General features: G+C 48.7%; 13 protein-coding genes. 8 read left to right on the forward strand and 5 right to left on the reverse strand.

The annotated features are described in order from the left end of the window. Positions 1-77 precede the first annotated feature (77 nt). Together yegD and BUQ98_RS03215 are read left to right on the forward strand one after the other, a co-directional pair. Positions 78-1,430 carry a molecular chaperone gene (yegD, locus tag BUQ98_RS03210; protein ID WP_074212463.1) on the forward strand — a complete coding sequence of 451 codons (1,353 nt, stop codon included), beginning with the start codon at positions 78-80 and terminating at the stop codon, positions 1,428-1,430. 44 nt (positions 1,431-1,474) lie between these two features. Continuing rightward, positions 1,475-2,032 carry a nucleotidyltransferase domain-containing protein gene (locus BUQ98_RS03215; RefSeq protein ID WP_074212464.1) on the forward strand — a complete coding sequence of 186 codons (558 nt, stop codon included), beginning with the start codon at positions 1,475-1,477 and terminating at the stop codon, positions 2,030-2,032. A 43-nt stretch (positions 2,033-2,075) separates the two neighbouring features. Here BUQ98_RS03215 and BUQ98_RS03220 read toward each other — a convergent pair whose 3' ends face one another. The 3 genes from BUQ98_RS03220 to BUQ98_RS03230 all read right to left on the reverse strand — a co-directional run bounded on the left by BUQ98_RS03220 (position 2,076) and on the right by BUQ98_RS03230 (position 5,637). Next, entirely contained in the window at positions 2,076-3,857 is a 1,782-nt protein-coding gene (locus BUQ98_RS03220) for an EAL domain-containing protein (RefSeq protein ID WP_083605177.1), read from the reverse strand. 2 nt (positions 3,858-3,859) lie between these two features. Further along, positions 3,860-4,171, reverse strand: coding sequence for a response regulator receiver protein (locus BUQ98_RS03225; RefSeq protein ID WP_139294622.1), 312 nt, complete (start codon positions 4,169-4,171; stop codon positions 3,860-3,862). Positions 4,172-4,257: 86 nt separating this feature from the next. Beyond that, on the reverse strand, positions 4,258-5,637 hold the full coding sequence (locus BUQ98_RS03230; RefSeq protein WP_083605178.1) for an ATPase domain-containing protein: 1,380 nt from the start codon (positions 5,635-5,637) through the stop codon (positions 4,258-4,260). Between the two features lie 281 nt (positions 5,638-5,918). Between BUQ98_RS03230 and BUQ98_RS03235 the strand changes: the two genes are divergently transcribed. Next, positions 5,919-6,293, forward strand: a complete 375-nt coding sequence (locus BUQ98_RS03235) for an MmcQ/YjbR family DNA-binding protein (RefSeq protein WP_074212466.1) — start codon at positions 5,919-5,921, stop codon at positions 6,291-6,293. A gap of 81 nt (positions 6,294-6,374) precedes the next feature. Here BUQ98_RS03235 and BUQ98_RS03240 read toward each other — a convergent pair whose 3' ends face one another. Continuing rightward, positions 6,375-6,758, reverse strand: coding sequence for a hypothetical protein (locus tag BUQ98_RS03240; RefSeq protein WP_074212467.1), 384 nt, complete (start codon positions 6,756-6,758; stop codon positions 6,375-6,377). A gap of 186 nt (positions 6,759-6,944) precedes the next feature. Between BUQ98_RS03240 and BUQ98_RS03245 the strand changes: the two genes are divergently transcribed. The 5 genes from BUQ98_RS03245 (at position 6,945) to BUQ98_RS03260 (ending at position 10,115) form a co-directional block, all read left to right on the forward strand. Beyond that, positions 6,945-7,355, forward strand: coding sequence for a cytidine deaminase (locus BUQ98_RS03245; RefSeq protein WP_074212468.1), 411 nt, complete (start codon positions 6,945-6,947; stop codon positions 7,353-7,355). Between the two features lie 88 nt (positions 7,356-7,443). Continuing rightward, entirely contained in the window at positions 7,444-8,076 is a 633-nt protein-coding gene (locus BUQ98_RS17115; RefSeq protein WP_254813866.1) for an MFS transporter, read from the forward strand. Further along, complete coding sequence (locus BUQ98_RS17120) at positions 8,069-8,656, forward strand: MFS transporter (RefSeq protein ID WP_254813867.1); 588 nt, start codon at positions 8,069-8,071, stop codon at positions 8,654-8,656. Before BUQ98_RS17115 ends, BUQ98_RS17120 begins: the two co-directional genes overlap by 8 nt. Positions 8,657-8,749: 93 nt before the next feature. Then, positions 8,750-9,511, forward strand: a complete 762-nt coding sequence (locus tag BUQ98_RS03255; protein WP_074212469.1) for an N-acetyltransferase — start codon at positions 8,750-8,752, stop codon at positions 9,509-9,511. Positions 9,512-9,542: 31 nt separating this feature from the next. Further along, positions 9,543-10,115, forward strand: coding sequence for a DJ-1/PfpI family protein (locus BUQ98_RS03260; protein ID WP_074212470.1), 573 nt, complete (start codon positions 9,543-9,545; stop codon positions 10,113-10,115). Positions 10,116-10,151: 36 nt separating this feature from the next. Here the strand turns inward: BUQ98_RS03260 and BUQ98_RS03265 are convergent, their stop codons facing one another. Beyond that, positions 10,152-11,819 (reverse strand): mechanosensitive ion channel domain-containing protein, encoded by a 1,668-nt coding sequence (locus BUQ98_RS03265; protein ID WP_074212471.1) that lies wholly within the window; start codon positions 11,817-11,819, stop codon positions 10,152-10,154. Positions 11,820-11,928 lie beyond the last annotated feature (109 nt).

The raw sequence follows: 11,928 nt of genomic DNA on the forward strand, positions 1-11,928 counted from the left end.
GCTTGGGCACACGGATGTTAGAAATCCCGCGACGGTTGAGGTAGCATTGCCGACTTTTTCAGCGGTGAGAGGCATTTATGTATATCGGCTTTGACTATGGTACAGCCAATTGTTCGGTGGCGAAAATTGAAAACGGTCAGCCGACGCTGTTACGTCTGGAAGGGGATAGCACGTTTATTCCTTCCTCCCTTGCCGCACCTACGCGCGAATCGGTGTCTGAGTATCTGTTTCGTCATCGGGGCATCAAGCCGCTAGATACGATTGGCGAGCAGGTGTTGCGCCGCGCTATCCATGTAAACCGAGAGGAAAGCATTGAACTTGAGGCGGAGGACATGGCGTTTGGTCAAGCGGCGCTCGATCGCTATCTCGATGATCCGCGCGATATGTACTACGTGAAATCGCCTAAATCTTTCCTTGGCGCGTCAGGTTTACGTGATGCCCAACTGCGCTTTTTTGAGGACCTAGTATGCGCAATGATGGACAACATCAAAACGCAAGCCGAACACCAAACCCAACAGAGTATTCATGATGCGGTGATCGGTCGGCCTATCAACTTTCAAGGCCGTGGAGGCGAGACGGCAAACCGCCAAGCCGAAGGTATTTTGCTCAATGCGGCTAAGCGGGCAGGCTTTAAACAGATTGAATTTCAGTTTGAGCCAGTCGCTGCCGGCTTAGATTATGAAGCGACACTGAGCGAAGACCAAATTGTTCTGGTGGTCGATATCGGTGGGGGAACCACAGACTGTTCGTTGATTGAGATGGGACCATCATGGCGCGGTAGTCGCGATCGCAGTGCAAGTTTATTAGCGCATAAAGGCCAGCGTATTGGCGGCAATGACTTAGATATTGCGTTGGCATTCAAACAAATGATGTTCCCGTTTGGGATGGGCAGCAAAATGGAATCTGGCATTGAGATGCCGATTACGCAGTTTTCCAACCCTATCGCGATTAACAACGTGCAAGCACAAAACGATTTCTATGCGTTTGAAAATTTGGCTGTGCTCAAAGGGCTGCACAAGCAAGCGCAAGAGCCACATAAACTGGCCCGTTTGCTTGAGGTCTATTACGAATCACTGGGGCACAACATTGTCCGTCGTGCGGAAGAGGCAAAGATCGCGTTGTCGGATCAAGCCGCTTACCGAGCGGGTATTAAGCTGTTCTCAGAGCGTGTGGACGTTGATATATCGCGCGATAACATGATTGATGCGATTGAGGCGCCCAAACGTAAGATGGTCGCCTTAGTTCACGATGTGGTCGCTCAGGCTGGTGTAAAGCCTGACGTGATTTTTATGACAGGTGGCTCGGCACGCTCGCCCTTCTTGCGGGAAGCTGTACAAGCAGAGTTACCGAACATACCTGTGGTGAGTGGCGACTACTTTGGCTCAGTCACCGCAGGCTTAGCGCGTTGGGCGGAAGTTTGCTTTAAGTAAGCCTAATGGCCGTTTCGGCTCGTTCGAAACATTAAGGAATAACTATGATTCAGGATGAAATAAACGGACAACACTTGCCTTTGCAGCAGGCATTGATTGAATCGGCCTGCGCCGCGTTTGCGTCAGAACAGGATGTGATCGCGGCAGTATTGGTCGGATCTCTCGCCGCGGGCAAAGGCGATCGCGTGTCCGATGCGGATATTGTCGTGTTTACACAGCACGGCTTTCATCGTTCTGCAGCGTCATGTTTTGCGCGCTTTGAGGCCGGAAAAGACATTTTCTATTTCTTGTCCGGTGATCACAATGAACAGGCGATGTTTAAAAAATATATTTTCACGGACCTAACCAGTGCCGAAATCCATTGTTTGGACGTGAGCGAGCCATTTCAGCTCTCAACGCCCTTTGCCGTTTTGTTTGATAAAGCGGGGATCATTCCAGCGCGAGTGACCGATGAGCCAGCCCCAAAGCACGAGAACTTTCCTGTTTACACTAGCGGCGATCAGGGGCTGATTTGGGAGCTGTTTGATTGCATAAAATGGCTGAGCCGAGGGCAATACGATTTAGCCAAAAGCTACTTGAAAAGGCTTGCTGAGCAACTGTAGCTGGGCGAGTGCCTATGTCACAGGGCGGGGCGTCGTTTCTCACTCAAGATATTTGGCTTTGCCTTTGCTTAATATGCTCAGCGCTTTTTTGATTTTGTAACCATTCAACAAATTGGTTTTCCGGCATCGGCTTGGCGTAATAAAAGCCCTGGGCAATGTGAACGCCTAATTTTTTCAAATAATTGGCTTGATCCGCGTTTTCGACGCCTTCTGCAATCGTCTGTAACTGAAAGGTTTTTGCAAGCCAGATGATGCTTTTAGTGATGGCAACATCATTTTCGCTGGTCAGGATGCTGTTGATGAATGAGCGATCGATCTTAAGAATTGAAATGGGCAATGTGTGTAAATAACTCAACGAGGAATAACCCGTACCAAAATCATCAACTGCAATATTGATCCCGCGTTGACGAAGATGGCTTAGCTTTTCAAGGTTTTGTGACTTTGAATGAAAGAACACCCCCTCGGTTATCTCTAGCTCTAAGTTAGGAGGGGGGATTTGATTCTTTTTTAAAATATCATCAATGAAGCTGACAAAGTCATCTTCTTCCACATCACACGCGGTCACATTGACTGCCACGCGTTCAATGCCTAACGCCTGTTCTTTCCAACGTGCCATGGTTTCACATGCCTGAATGATCACCCATCTGTCAATTTGTGTAATGAGCCCCGTTTTCTCTGCGATTGGAATGAAGTCCCCCGGTGAGACGAGGTTACCATTAGGTAACCGCCAACGAACCAACGCCTCGACACTCTTTACTTCACCCGTCGCAAAGTCTATTTGCGGTTGGTACCAAAGCTCAAATTGCTCTTTGGTTATCGCTTGTCGTAGCAGTGTTTCAGTCCGAATATAGCGCAGGGCATCCTTTTGGAGTCGTCTTGAATAGAAATGGGGGACGTTTGCTTCTGTATGTTCAATGGCGTTAATCGCGGCATCGAGTAGTTGGCGGGTATTGACGGCATCGTCTGGGTAATGGCTGACCCCGATAGCGATATCAATATGGATCAGATCATGTTCAATATTGACTGGCGCACTAATGGTATGAATCATCTGTTGGCAGACGGATAAAGTGTGAGTCAAGCTATGATGCCCCGGTGGTGTCACCAGGCACCAGGTATCTGTGGTAAGGCGAAAGAGTCTATCGTTGTCTGTCACTGCCCTGACTGCTCGTTGAGAGCATATCACCGCGGCTTGATCGAGCCCAGAATGCCCGAAAGATTTAAAAACCTGATCGAGGCTTATCGAGAAAACAACCACATAAACAGGTTGATTCAATACTGACGCCGCGAGAATGGTGTCGGTGAGATGCTCAATGCAACGCTGTTCATTGGGTAAGCCGGTTACCCTGTCATGAGTGGCGAGGTAATAGAGCTTATCTCGTTGACTAATGGCTAAAAAACGCGCCCTAAGAAGCATCACCACGCGTTCCATAAACTCCACTTTATCAATGGGCATGGTAATAAATTCATCCACCAGTGCCAGGTAAGGGCGAAGTTTGTGTTTGAGATCGCGCTTAGAGATCATGAGCATAACAGGCAACAGTGTGGGCTCGCATCGGCTCTTTTTGTCTTGCAATGCGTCTTTATATTGCTCGAGAGAGGGGATATCGATGATCGCAAGATCAAACTCGATATTGTCTATGTCACTTGGATTTTCATAAATTTGGAAGTTGCTGCTCAGTTGTTCGCGCAGTAGCGCCAAGTTGTTAGGGTTATGGATAGCCAATAAAACGTTGGCACCCTGAATACGCTGGAACCCATCATCTTTGCGTTCAGCTGCCTGATCGGGACTTACCATTACTGGCAACGTTCTAACCGTACTGGTCATCGTTACGCCTCACTTGTAAAACCAGCTATCAGCTGCATTAAGGCTTTTTTAGCGACCGGTTTTTGCATGACGCTGACCGCGCCATATTGAGTCGCATGGCTGGAGCGTGTCAGCATTTCTTGCGGTGAGAGAACAATGAATGCAGTGTTCATGTGTTGCAGTTTTTCGCACAAACGCCACACGTTCGAGCCAAAGCCGCTAGTGTCGACGAGTGCAAGTTTTTTACCTGCAATCGCTGCTGCCGCCTGCATGTCGGCTTCGCTATTGAGAGGCCGACAGTGGTAACCCGCGTCTTCAAGAGAGGCAGCCAACACTTTTTGATTCCCTGGCGACTTGACACATAATAAAATAGTCAATGGTTCTGAGCTTTGGTTTGTCACCTCTCTTACCTCATTCTTTATCAAATGGTGATTGCTTGTACCTTTTTCGGGCCGATAAGATATTGGTGAGGCTTGCGGTCAAAATCACTCAATCGTTTTTTCATCACCGAAATCTGCGAGTGAGTCGTGTCGTTTGCGTAGTATGACAGTGAGATAATCGTATCCGACAAGTAACTGATGCCTTTTTCAGAAATGCTGTCTTCGCCGTAAAGCGCAAACGTCTCATTTACCAGGATCACCGAGACATTGATCCTCGATAAGCCTTTGGCTAAGGCATGTAGGCGGTTTTGGATTGATTCTTCGCGCAACGTCAGTTTAAAACCGGCTGTGCTATCAAGCACCACTAGGCGAGTGTTATTTTGAACAACATCCTTGTACACCTTAGCTGCAAACTCATCGGCTAAATATTGCAAAGGCTCGATCTGTTCGATGGTTAAACATCCTGCCTCCGCTTGGTGTTGCAGTGTGATGTTGAGTTGTCGTGCCCGGTGGAGATATGAGGAGATTTCTTCCTCGAACAGGTAGATATTTACGTGACCTAGGCTATGGCTATATTGCTCGGCAATACAGCTGCTTAAGGTCGACTTTCCAATCCCTGAGGGGCCAGTAATCATGGTCACTGTGCCCATCTCTAGCCCACCGCCAAGCAGGTTATCGATAGATGCAATACCCGTCGAGATGGGTTCAAACCGTCCTGGTACCAGCTCTTCGTTGGGAGGAAGTGGCCGAGGGAACACTTCAACCCCATGAGCGCCATTGCGCATCTGGTGAGAGCCTTTTAAGAAATCAGAGCCGCGAAACTTTTCAACGCAAATTTCTTGTCCCATCGGGGTTTGGCTAAGCGAGATGACGCCATCCGATAAGAATCTTAAATCATCATCGGGTGAGGAGTCGCTATGCTCAGAGGTAAACAAAACGGTGGCGCCGCGTTCGGTGAGGTAATTGATAAACGACAGTACTTCTTTGCGATATTGAAAAACATCCGCGGTAAGAAAGCGTAGATGAGTAAAGGAGTCGACAAAAACTCGAGTCGGTTTGAGTGCCTCAATGGTCTCGACAATGGCTTTGGTGACCGGCTCATGTTCGACGTCACTGGAGGCGAATATATCGTAGGACTCGTGCTCCCTAAAAAAAGAGTCGTCTGGCGCTAGGCTGAGAAAAGCAATGTTTGAGACGTCAATGCCAATCGCTGTCGCATTGGTTTTTAGCTGCTCTTCAGCTTCCTGAAAACCGATAAACAAGCTATCGCCTTCTCTTGAAGCTGCAGACAGAAACTGCAAGCCTGTCGTCGTTTTGCCTAAACCTGGCCCGCCTCTCACCAATACTGCCGTTGAAGGGAGGAGGCCGCCATTGAGGACTTGATCAAGCCCAGGAATACCTGAGGAGACTCTCTCTTTCATGTCGCTTCCCCTATTGTATTTATTTTTTATACCTAACCTGCCCAGAAATGCACCCTTTTAAGGTGCTTTTAGGCATTACCGTCTAAAAAGGTAGTAGAGGTACACGCAACTGTCATGGCAGGTGTAAGGAAAAGCAGTATTTCCGTCTCAAAACGACCAGAATGCAGTACGCTGTGCGTTTGAGCGCGGGCCGTATACGATTGCCTGTGTTACTACCGTCTGCGATGATGATGCCCGTCTAAACTGCAAAAAAACGGTGTGCATGTTGAAAGGAGAACTGCTTGGATCACTCTACATTTAATCAATACTGCCGCGCGTTTACGGCCGCGACACATGTGGTGCAGTGGGGCAACTCAGACGTCTGGAAAGTGGGTGGGAAAGTCTTCGCCATTGGCACCCGCAGTAAAAGCGGTCAACCGGCGTTTACCTTCAAAACCTCGCCGATAAATTATGCCTTTTTGTGCGATCTTGAAGGTTACGTACCGGCGCCGTATTTTGCTAACCGGGGTATGAAATGGATTCAACAAACTCACACCACCGGGGAGCTTGATGAAGACTTAACGTACTATGTGGCGCAATCGTATCAGCTTGTTTGTCAGGGCTTGAGCAAAGCGAAACGAGCCGAGCTCGGCGTCGAAGAGAAAAGTCGTCGTTGACTGTCGGTAGGCAAGCAGCACAGATTTGGCAAACATCCGCAATAATAGGAACCCACCTACGCGAACACTTCCGTATTTTGATTAGAAATCATGCACCAAGGTGGGGGTGTTGGCGCGAAATAGCTTGGTCAGGACAGATTTATATTGCCAACCGAGTGTGAGCAATCGCCTCGCTAGGCAAAGGTTTTGGATGGTGGCGACTTCAATGCCACGATAGTGATGTGGGTGCGCCTGAATATAATCGATAAACGCCGTCAGCACCCCTTGGCCGCGAACGCTGGGGGCAAATTGTAACGAGACAATCGCGAATCGCTGGCTACCAATAGGGCAGTGAACCAGACAATAGCCGAGCGGGTGCTTGATAGCGGTGGAGAGCTCGGGAAAAGCGCGCGTCTGGTGACGTTGGGCTAATCGGTCATAGCCTTGGCATAGGTGGTCAAGTAATTGCCGAGCGTTATCATCCATCGATGTGTCTCTGGAGAGGCCGAAACGTAGCCACCATATTAAAGACTTTATTTTTTCGAAAAACAGAAAGGTCCAAGCCACGTATTTGCCTCTTTTGGGCACAATAATCGCGCATAAATAGACCTTATGGCAGGCGCATGAACGCGTGCATATCAAGCAAAGCTGATAGGTTAAAAAAGGATTTTTATGCAAGAGATAGAACAGTCACTTTATGATGCGGCGTTGGCGTTACTGCAAACCCGTTATCCTACGGGGTGGGGAGGCGCTGCTGCCGTCAGGCTAGCATCTGGTGACATTGTAACCAGTGTGGCGCCAGATGTGAAAAATGATGCACTATCGCTGTGTATGGAAGTCGGTGCCTATTTGGAAGCACACAAACGCGATGAAGTTGTTACACATTCTTTATGTCTTTGTCGTGAGGACGAACATAGCCAAGTTTTGATACTTAGCCCTTGTGGCGTTTGTCAAGAACGCTTAGTGCATTGGGGCGGAGATGTAAAAGCCGCGATTTCTACGCCAGACAACCAGCTAGTTTTTAAAACTGTGCGCGAGCTCATGCCGCACCATTGGTCGTTAGTGAATGACGAGTTTTTATAAATTTATCAATCATGTACATTACGTGCTGATTTTTTAACACGGACGTTTAACGATTACGACAATCAACAAGATTATTTCTGCGGTGGCGATGTATAAAGGATTGCACCGCAATATTTACTACGTTGCACTGGCCCGCATGATCCTCGGGATGGGCAATTTTATTATTCCTTTCCTCGTGTTGTTGTTTACCGATAAGCTCGGCTACTCCGCGTCGCTGGCGGGTACATTGGCGATGAGTATTACTGGCTTGTACCTGCTGGGGAGTTTTATTGGTGGCAAGCTTTCTGATTGGATAGGCCATAAAAACACCATGGTGGCGGGGGAATTTGTTGGTGCCATCTTGCTACTGGTGTGTGGGTTTGCGCCCGATGCCCCAGTGATGGTGCCGGTGTTATTATTCGCTGCGTACTTTTTTATTGGTGTTGCGTTGCCGGCCAGTAATGCACTGGTGGCAGATTTATCTCATGCAGGTAATCGTGATGCCGTGATGTCGCTTAGCTACCTTGCCTATAACTTGGGTTCAGCGATGGGCCCCATCTTGGCGGGTTATTTGTTTTGGCAGCACACTGAGTGGATTTTCTTTGGTAACGGGCTTGCCGTCTTGGTGGGTATTCTTGTCGTTGCCTTTTTGGTCAATGTGACCGAGCAAGCCGTCCCCGAGTCGGACTCTGAACTTGAGCGCGCGGTAGAAGGCAGTGTGTGGTCGGTGCTCGGTGCTTAAATCACGTCCTTATCTCATTGTGTTCACTTTGCTTTGCGGCATGCTTTGGTTTGCGTTGAACCAAATGACGATGGCTAGCCCGCTTTATTTGAGTCATTTATTTGGCCAAGAAGGGCCCGTGCGTTTTGGTCAACTGATGACGTATGCGTGCGTGTTGGTGGTGATCATCACGCCGCTATTGCTCCGCGCCACATCTGGACACACCGAGACCATGGCGTTGGCCTATGCAGGACTTTTATTTGTGCTGGGGTATGGTCTTGTGATGTTGGCACCTACGATTCCCGTTCACTTTTTAGCGTGGTTTTTTCTTTCCGCCGCTGAAGTGTTGGTCCTCACCAAAGAGGGCGTGTATCTCGCGAACAAGTCGCCGGCGAGCCATCGCGGTCGTATTCAAGGGGTATTGATCACGCTGCGTAGCTTATTGCTGATGCCAAGCTTTGTATTGATTGGCTATGTCATCGATACGTTCGGTTATTCGGTGACTTGGTCGCTTGTTATCGCTATGACAATGTGTGCCAGCATCGGTATGCTTTTATTATCGATGCATGAGAAAACGCGCCTCGCGGCCACGTCGTCATAAGATTGATGGCTTTGTGACCCATGCTGACTCATCATCCATACAGTTAAGGTAGGTTAAAAGGTATACCATCAATACACCTGTGTGGAGGTGAATATGGCCTACCTAACCTTAACCCCAGAAACCTTGGAAGATGCGCACATCTGCTGTGCGTTCTCGGATAAAAAGTGCCAAGCCAGCTATCAGGCGAAAAAGCAGTGGCTAAAGCAGGAGCATCAGCACGGATACCGTTTTCGCCGTTTGGATGAACGCGCCAAAGTCTTCATTGAATATGGCCCAGCAGAGACCGCTTGGCAGCCTATACAAGCTGATGGTTATCTGGCTCTGGGTTGCTTTTGGGTCTCTGGGAAATACAAAGGGCATGGACACGGCAAGCAACTGTTAGCTGACGCCATTGAAGCGGCTAAGCAGCAAAATAAGCAAGGCTTAGTCGCGGTGGTTGGTAAAAAGAAATACCACTTTATGAGCGATACAAAATGGTTAAAAGGCCAAGGCTTCAGCGTGGCGGATGAAGCCCCTAATGGCTTTGTGCTGTTGTATTATCCAGTCCAAGACGCAGCCGAAGTACCGCAATTTAGAGAATCCGTTCATACCGCCAATGTATCAACTGAAGGGTGTGTGGCGTATTACTCCCATCGTTGTCCTTATGCGGAATACCATGTGCTGAACTCGCTACAACGAAGCTGTGCGCAGCGCGGTATCCCGCTTGAAGTGCATCATTTAGAGACATTGAGCCAAGCACAAGCATGTCCTTCACCGGCCACCATTTTCAGTTTGTATTATCAGGGCGAGTTTATCACCACCGATATCAGTGCCTGTATGGAGAGCCGCTTTGATAAGTTTATTCCTGATCATTAACCCAACACTTACATGGATGTAATAACAAACGATGAATATTGGTATTTATGTGTATGAGCACGCAGAGGTGCTCGATTTTGCTGGCCCCTTTGAGGTGTTTAGCACCGCAAAACGTTTGGGCGCGGACAGTTGGCAGGTTGGACTGATTGCTGAACGAGACTCACCTTTGCTCGCGCGCGGCGGTTTGCGTATCGTGCCGGATTATGATCTCGCCAATCATCCCACACTGGATGTGCTGCTGGTTGTCGGCGGCGTTCACCATGAGCAAGTCACGAATCCGTCGGTGATCGATTGGGTGAAGCAACAAGATGCGATCACTCAATGTACGGCCTCTGTCTGTACGGGGGCGTTCATACTCGCAGAGGCCGGACTACTCGATGGTCGAAAAGTGATCACACATTGGGAAGATATGGACGACCTCAGCCGTGCTTATCCGTCATTAAGTGTGGTATCAGGTAAGCGCTGGGTGAGGGATGGAAAATATCTCACCTCCGCAGGTATCTCTGCGGGCATTGATATGAGTTTGCAGCTGGTGGCTGATCTGCACAGCGAAGATTTAGCCTTGCGCGTAGCAAAGCAAATGGATTACCACTGGCAGCGTTGAGTGCAAACCGACAGGTAAACCATTTGCGGTACCATGCTAGTGATTTGAGCGAGCCTCTGGCGCCGTCGAGCCCCAATTCAGATGGACGTCTTGTTGAGGGAATGGAATCGAGATGCCTTCTTCATCAAAGCGCAATTTGACCGTTTTGGTGACATCCCAGTAGACGTCCCAATAATCATCGGTTTTCACCCATGGTCGGACAATAAAATCTACCGAGGAGGTATTCAGAACATGTACTTTGATCATGGGCTCCGGTGTACGAAGTACCGCAGGATGTGATTGGACAATCTCGGTGAGCACGGCTTCTGCTTTAAGTAGGTCATCTTTATAGCCGATACCAAACACCATATCCACCCGCCGAATCCGTTCTCGAGTGACGTTTTTAATCACATCGCCCCAAATTTTGCTGTTAGGCACAATGATAATTTGATTATCAAATGTGCGAATCGTGGTATTCACCAAGCTCATATTGCCTACTTTGCCATCCACGCCACCGGCGTAGACAAAATCACCCACATCGAAAGGGCGGTAGATCAGTAGCATCATCCCTGCAGCAAAGTTTGATAGCGTATCTTGCAGCGCAAAACCGATAATGACCCCAGCGATACCAAAGCCAGTGAGTACCGGAGTAAGATTGACCCCGATCTGGGAGAGACCGACCAAGATCCCAATCATCCACACAGCTTTGCCAGACATCGAGACGAAAAAGTCTTGCATCAACTGCGAAAACTTAAAGTTCTTGTTGGCGACAGTCGATTTCACCACGGAGCGCGTGAGTCTCGCGAGCAGTTTTGCCACCAACAAAATCAGCACCAAAATGATGAGCTGAAAAACTAACTGTGGCGCATTGTCTTCAGCCCAAGAAAGCGTGTTCGTAGACCAATGAGAGAGGATCGAATACGCGACATCCATATCCAGAATATCTTGAGTGATGTTGCCGGTCACGCCAAAGAGTTGGCGTTTGTATTCTGCCGTTTCGATCCCTAATTCATCAGCGATTTGATAGGTGCGCTTTAGGCTATCGGTGGCGATCGTGAGGCGTTGTTGCGTATTTAACTGCGTCAGCTGCAATGCGGGTTTTTCGGAATCGGGGCTCGATTTGATTTGCTTTTCTTGCACCGTGTATTGCTGACGCAGATAGTCGATAGACGCAGAAAGGAGTCGTAAACGCTGGTTAAGACGTTGCTCTAAGGTGTTTCGCGCTTCACGTGCGGGCTGATCGAGCTGCTCGAGCCAGCGTATGTTTTCCCAGCTGGCTTCAAAGGTGGTGCTTAAATAATGTTGCAGTTCCGCATACTCATTAATCAATGGTAAGCGTTGTTCTTGGCTGGCTTGAGTGATTTGCTCATTGAGACTATTAAGACGGGTTGTGATGTATTGATACGCATCTTGGGTATACCGCCGCTGTGCCGTGACCAGTTGAATCAACTGCGGGTTATCTAGGCTTTGCTGATTGATGGCGTCGGCGAGCAGCTCTCGCAGCTCTTCATTTTTGGTAAATAGCTGCAATTGGATTGCATCTTTGTCATCGCCTTTTGCCTGTTTAAGGCTTTCTACCAAGGTTTGAATGTATTGTTTGGTGCGCGCTATTTGATGCGCTAATGAGGTGGTGTCGCTCGATGTGACATTTGGTTCGGTGGGCGCCGGCGCTTGGTCGGCATGGGCCAACGGAAGAAACAGAAGGGTGGTCACCAGTACTAACATGACTGTATTCATGCGTTGACGATGATGCGATAACGTTTTTATCCAATTCACGTTTGTTTCCTCTTGCCTGTTGGCGATTATGATGGGCATCGATGGCGGCAACCTAACG

The organism is Salinivibrio sp. ES.052 (assembly GCF_900141775.1).
GTDB lineage: Bacteria > Pseudomonadota > Gammaproteobacteria > Enterobacterales > Vibrionaceae > Salinivibrio.